General features: G+C 63.6%; 19 protein-coding genes. 6 read left to right on the top strand and 13 right to left on the bottom strand.

The window, feature by feature from the left end:
• Positions 1 to 35 precede the first annotated feature (35 nt).
• Together KW062_RS14550 and KW062_RS14545 are read right to left on the bottom strand one after the other, a co-directional pair.
• Positions 36 to 1,232 carry an alpha-hydroxy acid oxidase gene (locus tag KW062_RS14550; protein ID WP_105755222.1) on the bottom strand — a complete coding sequence of 399 codons (1,197 nt, stop codon included), beginning with the start codon at positions 1,230 to 1,232 and terminating at the stop codon, positions 36 to 38.
• Between the two features lie 84 nt (positions 1,233 to 1,316).
• Entirely contained in the window at positions 1,317 to 2,243 is a 927-nt protein-coding gene (locus KW062_RS14545) for a LysR substrate-binding domain-containing protein (protein WP_105755221.1), read from the bottom strand.
• Between the two features lie 124 nt (positions 2,244 to 2,367).
• On the opposite strand from KW062_RS14545, the gene KW062_RS14540 reads away from it, so the two are divergent.
• The 4 genes from KW062_RS14540 to KW062_RS14525 all read left to right on the top strand — a co-directional run bounded on the left by KW062_RS14540 (position 2,368) and on the right by KW062_RS14525 (position 5,080).
• On the top strand, positions 2,368 to 3,396 hold the full coding sequence (locus KW062_RS14540) for an ABC transporter substrate-binding protein (protein WP_105755220.1): 1,029 nt from the start codon (positions 2,368 to 2,370) through the stop codon (positions 3,394 to 3,396).
• Positions 3,397 to 3,502: 106 nt separating this feature from the next.
• Entirely contained in the window at positions 3,503 to 4,081 is a 579-nt protein-coding gene (gfa, locus tag KW062_RS14535; RefSeq protein ID WP_105755219.1) for an S-(hydroxymethyl)glutathione synthase, read from the top strand.
• A 106-nt stretch (positions 4,082 to 4,187) separates the two neighbouring features.
• The gene (locus tag KW062_RS14530; protein ID WP_105755218.1) at positions 4,188 to 4,637 is read left to right on the top strand and encodes an antitoxin Xre/MbcA/ParS toxin-binding domain-containing protein; all 450 of its coding nucleotides are present in this window, start codon (positions 4,188 to 4,190) and stop codon (positions 4,635 to 4,637) included.
• Positions 4,634 to 5,080, top strand: coding sequence for an RES family NAD+ phosphorylase (locus KW062_RS14525; protein ID WP_105755217.1), 447 nt, complete (start codon positions 4,634 to 4,636; stop codon positions 5,078 to 5,080). Before KW062_RS14530 ends, KW062_RS14525 begins: the two co-directional genes overlap by 4 nt.
• A gap of 59 nt (positions 5,081 to 5,139) precedes the next feature.
• On the opposite strand, the gene KW062_RS14520 is transcribed toward KW062_RS14525, so the two are convergent.
• The 10 genes from KW062_RS14520 to KW062_RS14475 all read right to left on the bottom strand — a co-directional run bounded on the left by KW062_RS14520 (position 5,140) and on the right by KW062_RS14475 (position 16,791).
• The gene (locus KW062_RS14520; RefSeq protein ID WP_105755216.1) at positions 5,140 to 6,294 is read right to left on the bottom strand and encodes an iron-containing alcohol dehydrogenase; all 1,155 of its coding nucleotides are present in this window, start codon (positions 6,292 to 6,294) and stop codon (positions 5,140 to 5,142) included.
• A 10-nt stretch (positions 6,295 to 6,304) separates the two neighbouring features.
• Positions 6,305 to 7,459 carry an iron-containing alcohol dehydrogenase gene (locus tag KW062_RS14515; protein WP_105755215.1) on the bottom strand — a complete coding sequence of 385 codons (1,155 nt, stop codon included), beginning with the start codon at positions 7,457 to 7,459 and terminating at the stop codon, positions 6,305 to 6,307.
• Between the two features lie 5 nt (positions 7,460 to 7,464).
• Complete coding sequence (locus KW062_RS14510) at positions 7,465 to 8,112, bottom strand: ATP-binding cassette domain-containing protein (RefSeq protein ID WP_105755214.1); 648 nt, start codon at positions 8,110 to 8,112, stop codon at positions 7,465 to 7,467.
• Positions 8,109 to 8,879, bottom strand: coding sequence for an ABC transporter ATP-binding protein (locus KW062_RS14505; RefSeq protein ID WP_105755213.1), 771 nt, complete (start codon positions 8,877 to 8,879; stop codon positions 8,109 to 8,111). The genes KW062_RS14510 and KW062_RS14505 overlap by 4 nt, the downstream gene beginning before the upstream one ends.
• Entirely contained in the window at positions 8,876 to 9,835 is a 960-nt protein-coding gene (locus KW062_RS14500; RefSeq protein ID WP_033866474.1) for a branched-chain amino acid ABC transporter permease, read from the bottom strand. The genes KW062_RS14505 and KW062_RS14500 overlap by 4 nt, the downstream gene beginning before the upstream one ends.
• Complete coding sequence (locus KW062_RS14495) at positions 9,835 to 10,734, bottom strand: branched-chain amino acid ABC transporter permease (protein WP_027620818.1); 900 nt, start codon at positions 10,732 to 10,734, stop codon at positions 9,835 to 9,837. The genes KW062_RS14500 and KW062_RS14495 overlap by 1 nt, the downstream gene beginning before the upstream one ends.
• Positions 10,735 to 10,801: 67 nt before the next feature.
• On the bottom strand, positions 10,802 to 12,136 hold the full coding sequence (locus KW062_RS14490) for an ABC transporter substrate-binding protein (protein ID WP_105755212.1): 1,335 nt from the start codon (positions 12,134 to 12,136) through the stop codon (positions 10,802 to 10,804).
• Positions 12,137 to 12,163: 27 nt separating this feature from the next.
• A complete protein-coding gene (locus KW062_RS14485; RefSeq protein WP_105755211.1) occupies positions 12,164 to 13,480 on the bottom strand; it encodes an ABC transporter substrate-binding protein in 1,317 nt (438 codons plus the stop codon).
• A 229-nt stretch (positions 13,481 to 13,709) separates the two neighbouring features.
• Positions 13,710 to 15,056 carry a sigma-54-dependent transcriptional regulator gene (locus KW062_RS14480; RefSeq protein ID WP_105755210.1) on the bottom strand — a complete coding sequence of 449 codons (1,347 nt, stop codon included), beginning with the start codon at positions 15,054 to 15,056 and terminating at the stop codon, positions 13,710 to 13,712.
• Positions 15,057 to 15,063: 7 nt separating this feature from the next.
• A complete protein-coding gene (locus tag KW062_RS14475) occupies positions 15,064 to 16,791 on the bottom strand; it encodes a sensor histidine kinase (RefSeq protein WP_027620814.1) in 1,728 nt (575 codons plus the stop codon).
• 143 nt (positions 16,792 to 16,934) lie between these two features.
• Here KW062_RS14475 and KW062_RS14470 point away from each other — a divergent pair, with 143 nt between their 5' ends.
• Entirely contained in the window at positions 16,935 to 17,102 is a 168-nt protein-coding gene (locus tag KW062_RS14470) for a DUF2986 domain-containing protein (RefSeq protein ID WP_081786420.1), read from the top strand.
• A gap of 3 nt (positions 17,103 to 17,105) precedes the next feature.
• Here KW062_RS14470 and KW062_RS14465 read toward each other — a convergent pair whose 3' ends face one another.
• On the bottom strand, positions 17,106 to 18,020 hold the full coding sequence (locus tag KW062_RS14465; protein ID WP_105755209.1) for a LysR family transcriptional regulator: 915 nt from the start codon (positions 18,018 to 18,020) through the stop codon (positions 17,106 to 17,108).
• Between the two features lie 148 nt (positions 18,021 to 18,168).
• Between KW062_RS14465 and KW062_RS14460 the strand changes: the two genes are divergently transcribed.
• Complete coding sequence (locus tag KW062_RS14460; protein ID WP_105755208.1) at positions 18,169 to 19,014, top strand: SDR family NAD(P)-dependent oxidoreductase; 846 nt, start codon at positions 18,169 to 18,171, stop codon at positions 19,012 to 19,014.
• Positions 19,015 to 19,017 lie beyond the last annotated feature (3 nt).

Here is a 19,017-nt window from a genome sequence, read left to right as displayed (position 1 = left end):
TAAGAAGCCGACTTACTTGTCACCTTACTTCTGTTTCAGGCGAGCGTCTTTTCGCGCCGCAGTTCCGAGCATGTCCAATCGGCCTGAGAATAGGTACCGGGCAGCAGGATACTGCGATCAATGTCTTGCACATTGGTATGCCCACATAGCGCCAACGTCAGGTCCATTTCCGTGGCGATGATTTCCAGGGCTTTGGCTACTCCCGCTTGGCCCATGGCACCCAAGCCGTACAGGTGCGCTCGGCCGAGCATGGCCCCTTTCGCACCGAGTGCCAGGGCCTTGATCACATCCTGGCCACTGCGTATGCCACTGTCGAACCAGACTTCCATACGGTTTCCGATCGCTTCGGCGATGGCGGGCAACATACTGATGCTTGAGGCGGCACCATCGAGTTGGCGACCGCCATGATTGCTGACGACGATCGCATCGGCGCCACTGGCCAATGCCATACATGCGTCCTCGACGTCGAGAATACCTTTGAGGATCAAGGTTCCTCCCCAGCGCTCCTTGATCCACTGGATATCGTCCCAATTCAGACGCGGATCGAATTGATCGTAGGTCCAGTTTGCAAGTTGCCGAAGGTCATCGACGCCTTTGACATGCCCCATGATGTTGCCAAAGTAGTGGCGACGAGTGCACATCATGCCTTTGAGCCAGCGTGGCTTGCTCAGCAGGTTCAGCACATTGGCAGGGGTCAGGCGGGGTGGTGTCGAGAGGCCATTTTTCAGATCCTTGTGGCGCTGGCCGCTCAACTGCAGATCCAGCGTCAGCACCAGCGCATCGCACCCGGCCGCCTTGGCCCGGTCGATCAAGCGGCCAATGAACTCACGGTCACGCATGACGTACAGTTGAAACCAGAAGGGTGACGCGATCGCATCGGCTATGTCTTCGATCGAGCAAATGCTGACCGTCGACAACGTATAGCGAATGCCGGCGGCAGTGGCCGCGCGCGCCGCCAGGATTTCTCCGTCTGCATGGACCATCCCGGCCAGCCCGGTAGGCGCGATAGCCAATGGCATCGCCATGTCGATTCCCAGGCTATTGATTTTCAGCGAGCGGTTTTCGATGTTTCGAGCGACACGCTGGCGCAGTTTGATGTCGGCGAATTCGGCCTGGTTGGCACGGTAGGTACTCTCAGTCCATGAGCCGCCGTCAACATAGTCGTAGAACATGCGTGGCACACGTCGTTCAGCCATTAGACGCAGGTCTTCGATGCAGGTGATGGTAGGCATTGTTCCACTCCATAGTCTTGGTAAGCACAAGACTAACTGCCCCACGCGCTGAGGATCGGGAAATGATTTCTCGTTGTCCGGGTGTTATTTTCCCTGTGACACACGACTCAGGTGACGCTCCGCCGTTTGCACCGTATCGCTGCAGACTTCAATCAGCCAATGACTGAATGCCTGGGTTGCCGATGATGCCTCGTTGACCAGTAAACGGTAGTGGTAGGTCGGCACGCTGCGCACCTCCCCCACCGGGACCAGGCGCCCATCGGCCAACCACGCCAGCGCAAGCGAAGGCCGCGCCAGTACCACACCCTGAGCCTGGACGGCGGCTTCAAGCATCATGCCCAGATCGAGCAGCGCCGGCCCCTCATCCGGCTCTTGCAGGTTGAGGCTGGCCTGGGCAAACCATGGCTGCCAAGGCTCCATGGGAGAGCGCAGCAATGGCAGGCTGGGAAAATTGCGCAGCGATTTCAGTTCACCGTAGCGAGCGAGCAACGCCGGCGCAGCCATGGGCTGCAGACGCTCATCCAACAGGCGCTGGGAGACTTCCACATCAGTGGCGCCTCCACAGATGTGCAAATCGCTGGCGCAACTTTCGGCCCTGGCCAGTGGCGCGCTCAACTCGATCTGCAGGTCGATGTCGGGGAAGGCATGGCTGTGCTCCTGGAGGCGCGGTATCAGAATCTGCCGGGCAAAGGTGGGTGGGCAACTGATCGTCAACCGTTGTTTTCTCTGCGCGGGACGCTGGTGTGCGGTGATAGACACCAATTGCACCAGCACCGGCCTGATTTGCTCCAGGTACACCTGCCCCTGCGCGGTGAGCATCAACGTGCCATGTTGTCGATCGAACAGCTTCAATCCAAGCAGTTGTTCAAGGCTGGCGATACGTTTGCGTAAGGCACTGCCCGTCAGAGACAGCGCTTGGGCAGTGAGTTCGAAACTCTTCAACCGCGCCGCAGTATCGAATGCCAACAGCGCATCAATCGAAGGTAAACGATAGTCGGTAAAACGTTTCATTGCAGATTCCTGACTGGCGGGAGACAAATTCCCGAGGTTCGCGCTTTTTATTCCCGATCTCACTTTGAGGAGTTCGCTAGCATCCTCGGCACGCCCTTAAAGAACAAGAAAAAGGAAACCTGCCATGTTTAAAACCATCATGACCAGTTTCACCCTGGCAACACTCTGCACCTACGCGCAGGCCGAAGCATTGACCGTCATCTCGGTCGGCGGGCTGAACAAGGACGCTCAACAACAAGCGTTCTACACCCCCTTCGAGAAAGCCTCCGGCATCGCCGTACGAGCCGGTGAATACAATGGCGAGATGGGCAAGATTAAAGCAATGGTCGACACCGGCAGCGTCAGCTGGGATGTGGTTGAAGTTGATCATGAACAGGTACAGCGCGGCTGTGAGGAAGGTCTGTTCGAACGATTGCCGGAAATCGCCGGTGTCACGTCGGCGAATTTTGTCGAAGGGGCATTGAACGAGTGCGGGGTGGGTATCTTTATCTGGTCAACCGCTTTTGTCTACAACCCCAAACTGTTCACCAGTGCTCCGACGCAATGGGCTGACTTTTGGAATCTGGACGCGTTTCCAGGAAAACGTGCCCTGCGAAAAAGTGCAAAGCTCACCCTGGAAATTGCACTGATGGCCGATGGTGTACCCACTGATCAGGTTTACCGCGAGCTGCGGCAGCCTGAAGGCGTTGATCGTGCGTTTCGCAAACTGGATCAGATCAAATCGCAGATCCAGTGGTGGGAAGCCGGGGCTCAGCCCATGCAATGGCTGGCAGCGGGAGATGTCGGCATGAGCTCGGTGTACACGGCCCGTGCGGTCAGCGCCCAGCGGGACGGCTATGATTTTCCGTTGGTATGGAAAGGCAACCTGTCTGACATGGACAGCTGGGCCATTGTGAGGGGCAGTCCGAACGTGCCGGCCGCTTTGAAGTTCATTGCCTTCGCCAGTCTGCCAAGCCAACAGAAACTGTTTGCAGAGCAGATGCATAACGGTCCGGCCCAAAAACACACGATGGAGCTGATCGCCCCCGAAGCGCAACGTAACTTCCCAACCGCTGAGACCAATATGGCGCAAGCCCTGAAAGTTGATAGCCAGTTCTGGATCGACTACGGCGACGAGCTAGAGGAGCGCTTCAATGCTTGGGCGGCACATTGAGTGTGCCCAGGTCTAAGCTGCCCTTCTCCCCCCACTCCCCGCCCCTCACTAAACCCCACGCACCAACTATCCTTACTCCCCTACCCACCCGAAAGGAGACGCCAGCATGAGCACCTTTCCCCTCCACCCAACCCTGGACAACGAAATCCAGCCCGCCGCCGCGAACTTCAGCGGTGGCACCCTGCAATGCCTGTGTGCAACCGACAAGGTCGAGGTCCGAATCGATGCGCAAACCCTGCATAACCACGCCTGCGGTTGCAGCAAATGCTGGAAGCCGCAGAACGCGACGTTCGCGGTCATCGCCGTGGTGCCGCGAGATAAGGTCAGCGTGATTGCCCACGGCGAAAAACTGGCGATTGTCGATCCAGCTGCAACCATTCAGCGCCACGCCTGCACGCGGTGTCACGCCCATCTTTTCGGACGCATCGAGAACAAGGACCACGCGTTTTATGGCTTGGACTTCGTTCACACCGAGCTGTCGCCGCAAAGCGGATGGGCGGCGCCGGGGTTCGCGGCGTTCGTCTCCTCGATCATCGAGACCGGCACCCCGCCCGCGCAGATGGCGGCCATCCGCAAGCGCCTGCGCTCGCTTGGCCTGGAACCTTATGACTGCCTGTCGCCGGATTTAATGGACGCGCTGGCGACCCATGTCGCCAAACAGAAAGGTCTGCTTCCCGGCGCCTGATTGAGTTGGCTGCCTGTCCGGAAACAACCGGTGGTCGATAAGGGCTGGCAAACTCGGCATATGCCGCTCATTATACGGCATATGCCGAATCACTCAGGAGATGGCCATGCTCGCCGAAATCATGCGTGAACCCGCCTACGGTGCCTACCGCGCACGGTTACAGGACCTGTTGCAGATCCCTGACGATGCCTCCGATCTGGAGATTCACATCCTTATCCAGGGCGGCTTTGCAGCCAACACCGTGATGAAGCTGGTTGAATTGGGTGAGGTGACCCCGTTTGAGCGCGATCTGATCATCCCGCTGAAAACCCTGAAGACGCGGATTGCCAAAGACCAGCGACTCACGGTCGACGAGAGCGATCGTTTGTATCGCACCGCCCACATTACCGCCATGGCAGACGCTGTGTTTGGCAACAACGAAAAGGCCAAGCGCTGGCTCTCGAAACCCAAGGAACGGTTCCAGGGCATTGCCCCCATGGCCATGTTGTCGACGGTCCAGGGCACGCGGCAGGTGGAAGAAATGCTGATTCAACTGGCAGAGGGATTTGCCTTTTGATCCTCTGGCGTATCAGTGGGTACGCCGACCTGTCCGGGCGTGGCGGCGTCCTCGCCAGCGGGCGATGGCACACGGCCGGGCGGCCGGTGGTTTATCTGGCGGGCACCCCGCCCGGGGCGATGCTGGAGATTCTGGTGCACATGGAGATTGATCAGGAGGACCTGCCTGAGACATTTCAGTTGCTGACGGTTGAGCTGCCCGACGATGTCAGCATGGCCCCGGCGCCCACATTGAAGGCCGACTGGGACGCCGATCAGCGGCACAGCCGGGCACTGGGTGATTCGTTTCTGGTGGAGGGTCCTGCCCTGCTGCTGCCAGTGCCGAGCGCGATCATGCCCTACTCGCTCAACTACCTGTACAACCCATTGCACCCGGACGCGGCCAAGGTCACGCTGCGCTCGGAACCGTTCAGGTTCGATAATCGACTGTTCAAGAAAACCTGAAAGAGCGGTCACTGACCCTCAGGCGCAGCCACCCACCCCGGCTGGCTGCCCCCCGACTCTCAGTAAATCCCGCGATAAATCGCCTGCACCTGCGCCTCGTCCATGTCCCTCGGATTACTGGCGATCAGGCGCTGCAACCCCGTCACCACATCCTTCGCCATCAGCGCAATCGAGTCCTCATCGATACCCAACCGCGACAACCGGGTTTCCAGTCCGCTGTCGCGTACCAACGCCTCGATGGCCTCGACAAAGGCCTGGGCGGCGCTGGCTTCGTCGGCGAAGCGGGCTTCGGGCAGCAGGTGCGCGGCCAGTTCGGCGTACTGCCGTTGCGCCGCTGGCAGGTTGAAGCGAATCATCGGCGCCATCACCAGTGCGTTGGCGTGGCCGTGAGGGATGTGAAAGCGGGCGCCCAGTGGATAGGCCAGGCCGTGAATCGCCGCCACCGAGGCGTTGACGAAGGCCATGCCGGCCATCAGCGAGCCCTGGAGCATGGCCGAACGCGCGGCGACGTCGCTGCCGTCGGCCAGCACTTTGCGCAGGTTGCCGCCAAGCAGGCGCAGGGCGGTGGTGGCGAGGCCATCGGCGATCGAGTTCTTGCGGGTGCGGCTGGTGTAGGCCTCGATCGCGTGGACCATGGCGTCGAGGCCGGTGGCGGCGGTGACGCCAGCGGGCAGGCCGAGGGTCAGCAGTGGATCGAGGACCGCCACATCGGGCATCAGTTGCGCCGAATACACCGCCTGCTTGCGCTGCTCTGCGTCGGTGATCACCGAAACCCAGGTCACCTCCGAACCGGTGCCCGCCGTGGTCGGCACCAGTACCAGTGGCAGGCGCTGGCCGTGAGCCTTGTCGCTGCCGTACAGCTCCGGCAGCGTTTGCTCGCTGTTGATCAGCAACGCCACCAGCTTGGCCGCATCCAGCGAGCTGCCGCCACCCAGGCCAAGCACGCCATCGGCGGCAAATGCCCTGCCCTGGCTGACCGCCTGTTCGACCACCGCTGCCGGCGGGTCGGCAACGACCTGATCGAACACTGCCACGCTGCAACCGGCCGCTTCCAGCGCCGCACTGGCCTGGGCGGCGAAGCCGAGCTTGACGATGCCCGGGTCGCACACCAACAGCACCCGCCGCACCGCCAGCCCGGCGAACACCTGGCCAATCCCTTGCAAAGCACCCGCCGCGCAGACGATCCGCGGCACGCTTCTGAACTCATGATTCATCGCCATCTCCTCACAGCACCGAAGCGTAAATGGCCCGGGCGTCTTCCCGGCTGACCGGGCGCGGGTTGTTGATCAGCAGACGTTCGACTTTCATCGCGTCGTCGCTCAGGCGATCGAGGTCGGCCTCGCTGACCCCGACCTCGGCCAGGCGCTGGGCAAACGGCATGCGCTGCACCAGTGCGGTCATGAAGCCGATAAAGGCCTCGCAGGCTTGCGCCGGATCGTCGAAACGCTGGCCAGGCAGCACGCTTGCCGCCAGTTCGGCGTACAGCGCCTGCGCCGCGCTGCGGTTGAAGTTCAGCACCGGCACCAGCACCAGCGCATTGCTCAGACCATGGGGCACATGGAAATGCCCGCCCAACGGATAGGCCAGCGCATGCACCGCCGCCACCGGCGCGTTGGCGAACGCCATGCCGGCGAGCATCGAACCAAGGAGCATGGCGGAACGCGCCTCGAGGTCATCCGGCTGCGCCAGCACCCGATCGAGGTTGCCCCCCAACAGGCGCAGGGCCTGCACTGCGAGGCCGTCGGACAGCACGTTTTTCTTGTGCTGGCTGGTGTAGGCCTCGATTGCATGGACCATCGCATCCACCCCGGTCATCGCACTGACCGCCGGCGGCAGGCCGACAGTCAGACGGGCATCGAGCAAGGCGATATCCGGGTACAGCAAGGGGCTGACGACCCCCTTCTTCTCGTGGCTGGGGGTGGTGACGATGGCCACGGCCGTGACTTCGGAACCGGTGCCAGCGGTGGTCGGCACCTGGATCAGCGGCAGGCGCGGCCCCTTGGCCAGGTTGATGCCGTAGATATCGCTGAGTACCTGCTCATGGCCGCAGAGCAGCGCCACCAGTTTGGCGGTGTCCAGCGAGCTGCCGCCACCCAGGCCGATCACCGCCTGGGCCTGGCAGTTGCGCCCAGCCGCCACCGCGTCGAGCACCGAGTCTTGCGGCGGATCGGCCTGTACGTCGCTGTACAGCGTGACGTCGACCCCGGCATCGCGCAGCGCCTGCAGCGGTGCATCGAGCAGGCCGGCGCGTTGCAGCCCCGGGTCGCTGACCAGCAGCACTCGGGTGGCGCCGAGTTCACGGCACAGCGCGCCAAGGCGCAAGGCGCCGTCGATTTCGCAGATCACCCGTGGGGTGGTTTCAAAAGTAAAGTTCGACATGCGGATTATCCTGCTCGCACGCTGCCGCGCTCGATGCGGTACAGCGCATCAACCAGGTCAGCGGAATGGGTGTCATCGGATTCGGAGATCAGCACGCACAGGCCTTCCTGTCCGAGCTGGGCGATTACTTCGGAGAGCCGCCGCGACAGCACCGGCGCCACGCCCTCGAACGGTTCGTCGAGGATCAACAGCCGGTTACCCGGCATCAACGCCCGGGCCAGGGCCACCAGTTTTTGCTGGCCGCCGGACAGTTGCATGGCGCGGCGATCGCGGAACTGGGCGATTTCCGGGATCAGGCTGTACACCCACTCCAGGCGCTCGGCGCTTCCCGGCAGCTTGTTGGCCCACACCGGCAGCAGAATGTTCTCCTGCACCGTCAGCGCCGGAATCAGCCGGCGGTCTTCCGGCAGGTAACTGATGCCAGTCGCTGCGCGCTGATAACCGGGCTGGGCGCGCAGGTCGTTGCCGGCGAAGTGGATCGAGCCGGAGCTGGCATCGAGCAGGCCCATCAGGGTGCGAATCAGGGTGGTCTTGCCGGCGCCGTTGTGGCCGATCAAACCGACCATCTGCCCGGCCCCGACGCTCAGCGAGACGTTGTGCAGGATCGGCACCGATTCGATGGCGACGTTGAGGTTGCGAATGTCCAGGCTCATGCGGTTGCCTCCTTGTGGGCCCGTTGGCCGCCGGTCACCAGTTCCTGGACCCGGGCGTTGGCCAATACGGTTTGCGGCGGACCGTCAGCCAACACCTCTCCACTGTAGAACGCGAGGATCCGCGAAACGTAGCGGCGCACCACATCCATATCATGTTCGACGAACAGCACCGTCACCTGATGCCGGGTCACCACTTGCATCACGGTGTCCATCAGTTGGGTTTTCTCTTCGGCGCTGACGCCACTGGTGGGCTCGTCGAGCAGTAGCATTTGCGGATCGCCGATCAGCGCCATGGCGATGTCGATCAGCTTGCGCACGCCTTGCGGTACGGCGGTGACCTTGTTGTCGCGCCAGGCGAGGATGCTGAACTCGCCGAGAATTGCCTCAGCGCGGGCGATCCGCGCGTCATTGCGCAACGGCCGCAGCAGCGAGGGAAACGGCGACTCGGCGCCGGCCAGGGCAATCAGCAGGTTGTCGAGCACGGTCAGTTCGGGGAACAACTGCGCGACCTGGAACGAACGGGCCATGCCAGCACGGGTGATCGCCCGTGGCGTGCGGCCGATGATCGACTGGCCGTTGAAGAGGATTTCACCTCGGCTGGGCTTGAGGTAGCCGGTGACCATGTTGATGAAGGTGGTCTTGCCGGCGCCGTTGGAGCCGATCACCCCCACCACTTCGCCCTTGCTGATGCGCACGTTGACGTCCTTGGCGGCAGTCACCGCGCCGAACTCCTTGTACAGTCCACGGGTTTCCAGAATGCAATTCATACTTTGGCCTCCACGGCCTTGGCCGCACGGGCCTGACCACTGAACAGGCTCCACAGGCCCTTGGGCAGAAAGATGATGATTGCCAGCAAGGTGATCCCGAGGATCATCTGCCAGCTGTGGGGCACCAGTTCGATGGCGTAGGTGCGCACCACGGCGAACAGGATTGCCGCGATGATCGGCGCTGCGACGTGAGCGGTGCCGCCGAGCAAGGCGATGAAGACGAACTCGCCGGAGGTGATCCAGTAAGCCATTTCCGGGTCGATATGCCCGGCGGCCAGGGCCATGAAGCCACCGCCCAGCGCCGATACCCCGGCTGCGGCGACGTAGTTCATGTACAGCACCCAGCGCGGCGACTGGCCGAGGTACTCGACCCGCACTTCGTTCTCGCGGATCGCCTCGCACATCGCCCCGGCGCTGCTGCGCCCATAGCGGTGCAGCAACACCGCGAGCACCGCGGTGACCGCGACGATGATGACGAACAAGGCCAGCGGAGCCTGGCCGGCAGCCGGGCTCCAGCCGAACAGGGTCCAGGGCTTGACGTTGAAGCCGTCGGTGCTGCCCAGGGCCGGGCTTTTCACCAACATGCCGTAGAGGATCATCGAGAACGCCAGCGACAGCATGGCGAAGAAAATCTCGCGGTAGCGGGTCATCAGCAGGCCGAGAAGCATGGCCAAGGCGACCGCTGCCCCCACGCCGATCAGCAGCAGGGTCGGCAGATCGCTGATGGACAGAAAGTGCCCGCTCATGCCCACGGCGTAGCCGCCGATGCAGAAGTACAGGCCCTGGCCGAAGGTCACCAGGCCGGCGCGCATTTGCATCACCACGCCTTGCACCACCATCGACTTGGCCAGCGCCATGGTCAGCAGGAACACCAGCCATTGCGGGGCGATCAGGCCGGCGGCGGCCAGCAGCACGGCGACGCCGAGCAGAATCAGTTCGGTTTTATCCAGGCGCATCAGATTTTCCTCGCAAGCACGCGACCGAACAGGCCTTGCGGACGCACCGCGAGGACCAGCGCCATCACGCCATAGATCACAAAGAGTTCGAATTGCGGCGCGTAGTGCACCGCAGCCGCGCGACTCAGACCCACCAGCAAGGCGCCAAGGGCCGCGCCTTCGATGCTGCCCATGCCGCCGATCACCACCACGGCGAACGCCAGCACGATGATTTCCACGCCGATGCCCGGCGCCACCGAAATCGCCGGCGCAGTCAGTGCCCCGGCCAGGGTGCCGAGCACGGTGCCAAGGACGAACACCAGGGTGAACACCTTGCGCACGTTGACGCCCATGGCCTGGGCCACTTCGCGGTCATGGATCACCGCACGCAGGACCTTGCCCTGATGGGTGCGCTCGAGCCACAGCCAGAGACCGAAGCCAAGCACCAGCGACACCCCCACCAGCATCAGGTCGTAGTTGGAGACTTTCAGCCCCGCGAGCACACTGCGCCCCATTTCGGCGTAAGGCTGATAGGCAAAGTACGGGTTGACGCCCCAGATCATCTTCATCGCGTCTTCGAGGATCAGCAGCAAGGCGTAAGTGATGATCACCATCAGCACTTCGTCGCGGCCGTACATGAAACGCAGCAGGCCGCGCTCGATCAGCAGCCCGACCACCAACCCGGCGGCCAGCGCACAACCGAGCATCATCAGGTAGCCGACCCACACCGGGCCCACACCGTTATTGAAATACCAGCCCACCAGCGAGGCGGCGGCATAGGCGCCAATGGCATAAAAACTGCCATGGGCCATGTTGAGAATGCGCATGACACCGTAGATCACGGTGAGCCCCGCCGCGACCAGAAACAGCCACGAGGCATAGATGGCGCCGTCGATCAGCACCGCATAAAGACTCAGCATAAGGTTCTACCTTGGCAAGAGTGGCGGCCATGGGCGGCCGCCACGATCAGTCAGCTGTGCAAGACGATCAGTTGCACTGCGCGCCCGGGAAACCGGCCTTGATCCAGTCGTGGGCGCTGGTGCCGTCCGGCGGAGTCACGCACTCGCCGGCGAAGGCGATGACGTTCTGCACGCTGCCCTGCTTGCTGGCCTTGTCGTAGTGGTACTCGCCGTAGGCAATGCCCTGCATCGCCTGGTGGCCGCCGGCGCGGGCCATCTGCACGGTGCCGGACACCGATTCGAAGGTCGCGCCCTTGAACGCCTTGGCCATTTCCAGCGGCGCCGGCACCTTGCCGGCCTCGGCCTTGGCGTTTTCCGCGGCGAATTTCAGGCCGAGGATGGCTTGCGCCATCTTGCTCGCCGGGTAGGTCGGCGCGGCTTTGTACGCCGCTTGATAGGCGTCGGTGAACCAGTTGTTCAGCGGATTCTGCGGGGCAAAGGCGCCGAACGGGCCGCGACCGCCGATGATCATGCCGTTGGGCGCCTGGTCCTTGTAGCGCGCCAGGGCCGATTCGCCGCAGGTCAGCACCGCAGTGGCTTCTTCCAGCAGGCCGCGGGCGTTGGCCTGCAGCACCAGGGCCTCCATGTCACCGCCCCAGAAGCTGGAGTGGATGATGTCCGGACGCTTGACCGACAGCGCCGAGATTTCCGCGCCATATTGGCCCTGGAACACTTTGGGCATTTGCGATTCGACCACCTGGGTCTTGGGCATGACCTGGGCCATCGACAGGGTGAAGTCGCTCCAACTGTCCTGGCCCCAGGCGTAGTTCTGCTGGATGCCGCCGACGCGCACGGCCTCCGGACGGGTCTTGGCCAGGTAACGGGCGGCGCCGATGTTGTCGACGGCAGCGTCGAGGCTGGTGCGGAACACGAATTGCGGAGTCTTGTCTTCGCTGAACAGTTGCGAGGTGCCGCAGTCATAGAACACGGTCATTGCCCCCAACTCCTCGGCCACTGGCGCGATGGCCAGGCAATCGCCGGAGGAGATGTAGCCGACCACCGCATCGACCTTCTGGCGCTGCACCAGGTTGCGGAATTCTTCGACCTGCTTGGCGGCACCGCCGGCCTCATCGATGATCACCATCTCGATCTCGGCGCCGTTGATCCCCAGCTTGTCGTAGGGTGCGGGCAGCTTGCCCTGGTTGAGGTTTTCCACCAGCAGCCTGGCGGCATTCGCCGATGGCTCGCCGAACGGGCCGGCGGCGGGACCTGAAAGGAAGGTCACCACGCCAATGCGGAACTTGCCATTTTCGGCGGCCACGGCGCTGCCGCTGAGACCAGTGGCGAGACCTGCCGTGGCCAATGCCAGGGCCAGGGTCAGTGCCTTGCGGGTGTGCGGGACGCTTTTCTTATAGTTGTTCATGGTCATTTCCATTACGGGTTACTGAAGCTAAGGGGCGTGCCCCTCGGGATGGGTTGGCCCGGCCTGGCGACGCGCGCGCACGGCCGGATCGGGCAGCAGGTCTTGGGCGGAATACACCGACCACTCGCCGAGCATCAGTTGCGCTGGCGGGTAATCGCTGTTGCGCACCGGGGTGCCGACGGCCTGGGTCTGCAGGATCTGGTGGGTCAGCGGATCGATCCGCGAGACGAAGCCCGGCGGGTCTTCCGGCAAGGCGATCTCCAGCCCTTCGAGGGCTGTGACCAGGGATTCGGTGTCAGTGGCGCCGGCCTTCTGGCTGGCGGCGGCCAGCACCATCACTCCGGTGTAGGCGCCTTCGGCGGCGTAGGTTGGGTAGCGCCCGGTCAGGCTGTGGAAGCGCTCGACGAAGGAGCGATTGCGCGCGGTCTGCGGCCAGTTGTTGTGGTGGCGCGCGGAAAGGATCAGCCCCGGCGGCGCCTTATCGCCCAAGGAGACCAGGAAGTCGTAGTTGCCGCCGGTATCGAAGTTGGCCAGGCGCGAGGTCTCGAACAGCCGTGTGCCCGCCGCCTGCTTGACGAAGGCGTGGAAGTCGCCGCCCCACAGGGCCGAGACGATGATGTCCGGACGCGCCTGCTCGAGGGCCGCGATGTAGGCCGAGTAATCCGGCTCGTACAGGCGTGGCCAGAGTTCGGTGACATCGTCGAACTGTACGCCGAGTTGGCGCAACGCTTCGTGCAGGTCGTCCCGCGAAACGTGGCCGTATTCGTAGTCGGGGCCGATAAAGGCCAGGCGCTTCCAGCCGGTTTTCGCCTGCAGCGCCTTGAGGTAATGAGCGCCGGCGGCCATCGACGTCCAGGTGTCGTTGGTCACCCGAAAGTAATAGCGATGGCCGCTTTCCAGGGTCATGCGCGACGAGGCGTGGTCGGTGCCGATCATCAGCACTTTTTCGTCCCGGGCCAGTTGGCTGACCGCCAGCGCCACACCCGAAGAGACCATGCCGCACAGCACCTGCACGCCGTCCTTGCGAATGAAGGAGCGGGCCAGGCTGACACCGTAGGACGCCTTGGACTGGTCGTCGTCGATGATCACACGCATCTGCGCAATCGCCTCACCGGCGTCGCGCTGGGCCTGCAATTCACTCAGGGCTACCTGGATCCCGGCGATGCTGTCCTGGCCGTAGATCGCTGCGCGCTCGGTCATCGGGTACAGGCAACCGAGGGTCAGCTCGGCCTGCGCGGCAGGCGCGCCCAATTCGACGCGACCGGCCTGCACCGCTCCGGCGTAAGCCAGCAGCAGGCCGCTCAGGGCGACAACGATCGGCAGGTGGGAAAACGGCAGTTGCATAAAATCCCTTGGGGCGTTCGGGGACGCCTCTTGTCGGTTAGCGAAAGGGTTATCGCAAAGGCTGTGCCAGCCTTTGCATCAGGCACCCTGAAATACCACGAAAGCGCTCTGCGACGAGGCTTTGCGTGGTACTTGGCGAGTATCGGGAGGCGCCGCGACGATGACCGACGCGGCGTATGGCGAGCAGTGTTGAGCGGCTGGCGCTCAAGCCGCGCGCGCGGTTGAGCGGTTAGCGCTCATCGCCGCGCTCGATGCCCAGGCGCTGCAGGCGACGTTTCAGCGCATGCCGGGAAATCCCCAGCAGATCGGCGGCCAGGCCCTTGTGCCCGGCGCTGCGGCTGAGGGCATCGCTGACCAGCTCGCGCTCGGCCCGCTCCAGTTGGTGATCCAGCGCCGCCAGCGAGGCCGGCGCCGGCTCGGCGGATTGCAGATGGGCCGGCAACTGGGCGCTGCCAATGATTTGCCCGGGCAGCAGGATAGTCAGGCGTTCGATCAGGTTTTTCAGCTCGCGCACGTTGCCTGGCCAGCGATGGCGGACCAGGGCGGCGGCGCTGTCGGCGGCAAAGACGATCGGCGCGACTTTTTCCTCGCGGCCCTGATGCGCGGCGAAATGCCTGGCCAGCAGCAGGATGTCGTCGCCGCGCTCGCGCAGCGCCGGAATGTCCAGGGTGATGACGTTGAGGCGGTAGAACAGGTCTTCACGAAAACGCCCCTGGCGCACATCCTCGGCGAGGTCACGGTTGGTCGCCGCCACTACCCGCACATCGGCACTGCTGGCCTGGCCGGCACCGACCGCACGGTAGCTGCCGTTCTCGAGGAAGTGCAGCAGCTTGGCTTGCAAGGCCAGCGGTAGCTCGCCGATTTCATCGAGGAACAACGTGCCCTGGTGCGCTTGAGTCACCAGGCCGATGCGCTTCTGGTGAGCGCCGGTGTAGGAGCCCTTCTCCGAGCCGAACAGTTCGGCTTCGATCAATTGCTCCGGCAGCGCCGCGCAGTTGACTTCGATAAACGCCTGGCCGGCCCGCGAGCTGTTGGCGTGCAGTGCCTGGGCCACCAGGGTCTTGCCGGTGCCGGATTCACCGAGCAGCAGGATCCGCGTCGCCGAGCTGCGGGCGATCCGTTGCAGCGCCGCATTGAGGTTGGCCATGACCAGGCTCTGGCCGAGCAAGGCACCCTGCTCTGCCGTGCTGCTGGCGACGGCGCCGGGCCGCTCGAGGGCCGCGCCAATGGTCTCCAGCAGGTCGTCGAGTTCGAAGGGTTTGGTCAGGTAGTCGGTGGCGCCGCCCTTGACTGCCTGCACGGCGGCGCGGGTGTCGCCATGGGCCGAGATCATAATCACCGGCAGATCTGGCCGCAATTTGCGCAGGCCGTCGAGGGTGGCGATGCCGTCGATGCCCGGCAGGCCGAGGTCGAGCAGGACGATATCCACCTCGACCTTACTGTCGGCCAGCAGCTCCAGGGCCGCCTCGCCGCTGTACACCGCGCGGGGCAACATGCCTTCGCTGCTCAGGGCGTAGCTCAGCGAGCGCACCAGCGCCGCTTCGTCATCGACGATCAGTACATGTGTTTCGGACATCGGTCGCTCACTTCAGATAAGTCGCGGCGGGCGCGGGGAAATCCAGGGTCACCACGGTGCCGGCGCCCGGGGTGCTTGCCAGTTCCATGCGCGCGGCGTTGGCTTCCAGCAATTGCTGGCAGATGCTCAGGCCCAACCCGGTGCCACGGGCCTTGAGCGTAAAAAACGGTTGCCGCACCTGGTCCAGCGCGGTCGCGGGAATGCCGCAGCCCTGATCGACCACGGTCACCCAAACCCGCTCGCCCCAGGCCTGGCCGGCGAGCACTACCGCCTGCCCGGCTTCGCTGGCTTCCACGGCGTTGAGGCACAGGTTGAGGAGGACTTGCTGGGCCTGATCCGGGTCGACCCACAGTTGCAGGCCAGCCTGACAGCGGCTGGAAAACTCAACGCCCTTGGCCTCGGCCTCGGGCGTAACCAGGCGCACGGTGCGCGCCATCAGGGTTTCAAGGTCCAGCGCCTGGGGAATTGCCGGGTGAGGCCGGCCGTATTCCAGCAGGTCGCTGGTGACATGGGACAGCCGGTCGATTTCCTGGCACAGGTCGCTGAGCAGTTCGCGGCGCTGGCTTTCCTGTTCGCGGCGGAGCAAGGCCTGCACCGTGGTTTTCATGGTCGCCAGCGGGTTGCGCACCTCGTGGGCGACGCCGGTGGCGAAGGTGCCGAGCACCGCGAGTTTTTCCGCGCGCACGGTGCGCTCCATGACATCCGCCAAACGCCCGGCCATGACATTGAAGGCGCGGGTGACCCGGCCGATTTCGTCGTCATGGGCCTGTTCCGCCAGGCGATAGCGCAGATCCCCCGAAGACAACTGATGCGCCCCTTCCACCAGCGAGCCGACCCGCGTACGCAATTGCCGCGACAGGGTGAAGAAGACAATCAGGATAAAGCCGATAAAACCCACGGCCACCAGGTACAACCAGCCGCGCGCATCGTCCAGCGGCTTGAGGATCGCCCCCGGTTGCACGCTGAACACCACTTGCCAGCCGGGCAGGATCACCGGGCCTTCGCGCCAATCGCCAGGTGCCTTGACCTGGCGTCCGGTGGCATCGATAAACGCCCCGCCCGGCACCCGCAGCAGCGGTGTGACCACTCCGTTCAGGCCGCTGCTGACCAGCAGTTCACTGAGGGAAGCCAGCCGCAAATGCAGGCCGATGCTCACGCGGTGATCCTGGCGGCCGTTACGGACAGTCTTGCGGATCAGCAGCCAGCCCGAGCGCCCAGCCTGGGGCAGCAGCGGGCCGATCACCTCGACATCGCCGACCCGCTGGCGCGCCAGGCCGTCCAGCGACCAGGCTTCGCGGCCCCAGTACGGCGCGCCCGATGCGGCCTGCCCGGGCAAGACCTTGAGCAGGCGATCCTGCTCGTCGAAAAACAGCACGCCGTAGAGAAACGGCAGCTCGCCTTCGAGCTTGAGCAAGGCATCGACATCACCGGCCGGGTGCGTCGGGTCGGCGATGAAGTCCGGCATGTTGGGGTGATTGGACAAGGCCGAGAGCTGGTAGAAACGGTCGTCGAGAAACGACGACAGGCGATTCGCCGTGGACAGCGCCTGGGCATCCAGGCGTTCACCGGTCAGGCGGTTGAGCAGGTCCTTGGCCAGTTGCTCATAGAGCACCGCCAGGCCAATCAGCGCCAGGCCCATGACCACGATCGACAGCAGGGTATAGCGCGCCACCAGACTGCGGCGCGGCCGGGCCAGGCGTCGCCAGAACGGGCGCGCGGAGAGTTGGATATCCATGGGCTTTGTAATTGTTGTTCATGTGATGTCGGGGGAGCATAAGGACCGCGGGTCGCAGTTGTCCATGGCGCCGTTGCCCGCGCCATCTGCCGAACGCCACAAAGCTGATATCATTCGTCCCTTCACCCGCCGAGCCGCAGACCATGAACCGTCGCAAGAAAATCAAGCAGTTACTCGAAAGCCACGCCAAGAAGGCCAGTGCCAAGCTGGCGCCGAAGAACAAGCCCAAGTACATCAGCAAGGCCGACCGCCTGAAGTTGGCGGCCGAGACGGTCGACGACGCCGGCATCAGCGTCAGCGTCGACAGCTGAGCCTCACTCGATGTGCGGCTCGTGACTGAAGTCGAGCAGCGCCATGAAGCGCTCGATCAGCGGTGAAGGGTTGTGCGCATGCCAGCTCATGTACAGGCCCACGGCGGGGTTGCCGGCGGCGCTGACCGGGGCCAGTGCGCGAAACACCACCTTGTCCCCCGCCACCGTGTTGGCGATGGATTCCGGCACCAGGGCCACGCCAAATCCGCAGGCCACCAGCCCCACCAGGGTCTGCATCTGCGCCGCCTCCTGTACCACTTTCGGAAAAAACCCTGCGGCGTCGCACAGGGCGATCAACTGGCTGTAATAGCCGATGCCCAGGCCCGGTGGGGTGAACACGAAGTCATCCTCAGCGAAATCCGCCAACTGCACCAGCCCGCCCCCGGCCCTCGGATGATCAGCGGGCAGCGCAATGACGATCTGCTCGTCGAGCACCAGGCGCGTTTCGATATTCGCCGCGGTCATCGGCAGGCGGCGGCGAAACGCGATATCGGCCTCCCCCGCGACAATCGCATCGGCCTGCTTGGCCGAGGGCATTTCCCTGATCACCAACTGCACCTGGGGCAGTTCCTGGCGGAACTGCCTGAGGCTGTTGAGCAATGAGGGATAGCCGGAAATCGACACCGAGGTGATCGTCAACTTGCCGGCAACACCCGCCGCCACCTGACGCGCATGCTCGACGCCCTGCTGCAGTTCCTTGAGGGTGCGGTAGGCGGCGCTGAGGAAGGCGTTGCCCGCCGGCGTCAGCTTGACCTCACGCTTGTCACGGATGAACAGGCTGAAACCCAGCTTGCCTTCCAGGCGGCTGATGGCCTGGCTCAGCGGCGGCTGAGCCATGTGCAGGCGCTGCGCGGCCTTGTGGAAGTGCAGCTCCTCGGCCACGGCGACAAACTGCCGGAGCAGACGGGTTTCGATCATTGCTGGGGGTCCTTCGGCTGTGCGGGTCGAGGCTTGGGTCGGCAGACAAGCCTCTGATATGCATAGGGTATCAAGTGCGTCGCTGATTAGTATTAAACAAGCCGAATAGCCATTGTTATGGTGGGGAAATATTCGGCTGGGGCATGCAATGAACTTCACAGGAAAAACCGCCATTGTCACCGGCGCGGGCCGCGGCCTGGGCTTGAGCTACGCACGGGAGTTGGCCAGGCGTGGGGCCAATGTGGTGATCAGCGATATCGGCGCCGATCCGCTCGGCGCCGGCAGCGACACCTCGATCGCCTTACAGGCGGCGCAGATGCTGGAGGCCGAGGGTTGCAAAGTGGTCGGCCATCACGGCGACCTGTCCAGCGAAGCCGGCTGCCGGCAGTTGATCGAGACCGCCATCGAAGCGTTCGGGCAGTTGGATATCCTGATCCACAATGCCGGCTGGGTGGGTTATCAAGGGATTGAAAGCACTGACGCAGCGTTTCTCGGGCGCGCGCTGGAGATCAATGTCCATGCCCCCATATGGTTGTGCAAACATGCATGGCCCTATCTGCGCCAGGCCAGCGACGCGCGGGTGATCCTCACCACCTCGGACCGGGCGATGTACCAGCAGTATGCGCAGGCGGGGCTGGTGGCCTATTCCGCGGGCAAGATGGCGCAACTGGGGATCATGAATGCGCTGAGCATGGAAGGTGCGGCGGACAACATCATGGTCAACGCCATTTCGCCGGTGGCCAGGACGCGGATGTGGGGCGAGACCGGCGAACCGCAGAACCTCAAGCCTGAGTGGGTGGTGCCGGGGGTAGTCTTCCTGGCCTCGCCGCAATGTCGTCACAGTGGCTATATCCTGCGCGCCAGCAACGGCCAATTTACCGCCACCCGTTTTACCGAACACCCGGACGTTGACTACCCCGTCGACCTCACCCGTGTGCAGGCCAACAGCCCCGAACAGATTGCCCAGCGTTGGGACTGGATTCGGGAGTGTTGAGGC

Origin of the sequence: Pseudomonas fluorescens, assembly GCF_019212185.1 — a bacterium.
GTDB lineage: Bacteria > Pseudomonadota > Gammaproteobacteria > Pseudomonadales > Pseudomonadaceae > Aquipseudomonas.
The sequence above is the reverse complement of the archived record's forward strand: the minus strand, read 5'-3'. Positions and strand labels throughout refer to the sequence as shown.

Coding starts and splice junctions, on each gene's coding strand:
- KW062_RS14510 (WP_105755214.1), bottom strand. CDS start 8,112: ATGAGCCTGGACATTCGCAACCTCAACGTCGCCATCGAATCGGTGCCG.
- KW062_RS14495 (WP_027620818.1), bottom strand. CDS start 10,734: ATGCTGAGTCTTTATGCGGTGCTGATCGACGGCGCCATCTATGCCTCG.
- KW062_RS14485 (WP_105755211.1), bottom strand. CDS start 13,480: ATGCAACTGCCGTTTTCCCACCTGCCGATCGTTGTCGCCCTGAGCGGC.
- KW062_RS14530 (WP_105755218.1), top strand. CDS start 4,188: ATGCTCGCCGAAATCATGCGTGAACCCGCCTACGGTGCCTACCGCGCA.
- gfa (WP_105755219.1), top strand. CDS start 3,503: ATGAGCACCTTTCCCCTCCACCCAACCCTGGACAACGAAATCCAGCCC.
- KW062_RS14505 (WP_105755213.1), bottom strand. CDS start 8,879: ATGAATTGCATTCTGGAAACCCGTGGACTGTACAAGGAGTTCGGCGCG.
- KW062_RS14470 (WP_081786420.1), top strand. CDS start 16,935: ATGAACCGTCGCAAGAAAATCAAGCAGTTACTCGAAAGCCACGCCAAG.
- KW062_RS14480 (WP_105755210.1), bottom strand. CDS start 15,056: ATGTCCGAAACACATGTACTGATCGTCGATGACGAAGCGGCGCTGGTG.
- KW062_RS14490 (WP_105755212.1), bottom strand. CDS start 12,136: ATGAACAACTATAAGAAAAGCGTCCCGCACACCCGCAAGGCACTGACC.
- KW062_RS14550 (WP_105755222.1), bottom strand. CDS start 1,232: ATGCCTACCATCACCTGCATCGAAGACCTGCGTCTAATGGCTGAACGA.
- KW062_RS14515 (WP_105755215.1), bottom strand. CDS start 7,459: ATGTCGAACTTTACTTTTGAAACCACCCCACGGGTGATCTGCGAAATC.
- KW062_RS14520 (WP_105755216.1), bottom strand. CDS start 6,294: ATGAATCATGAGTTCAGAAGCGTGCCGCGGATCGTCTGCGCGGCGGGT.
- KW062_RS14475 (WP_027620814.1), bottom strand. CDS start 16,791: ATGGATATCCAACTCTCCGCGCGCCCGTTCTGGCGACGCCTGGCCCGG.
- KW062_RS14460 (WP_105755208.1), top strand. CDS start 18,169: ATGAACTTCACAGGAAAAACCGCCATTGTCACCGGCGCGGGCCGCGGC.
- KW062_RS14540 (WP_105755220.1), top strand. CDS start 2,368: ATGTTTAAAACCATCATGACCAGTTTCACCCTGGCAACACTCTGCACC.
- KW062_RS14465 (WP_105755209.1), bottom strand. CDS start 18,020: ATGATCGAAACCCGTCTGCTCCGGCAGTTTGTCGCCGTGGCCGAGGAG.
- KW062_RS14545 (WP_105755221.1), bottom strand. CDS start 2,243: ATGAAACGTTTTACCGACTATCGTTTACCTTCGATTGATGCGCTGTTG.
- KW062_RS14500 (WP_033866474.1), bottom strand. CDS start 9,835: ATGCGCCTGGATAAAACCGAACTGATTCTGCTCGGCGTCGCCGTGCTG.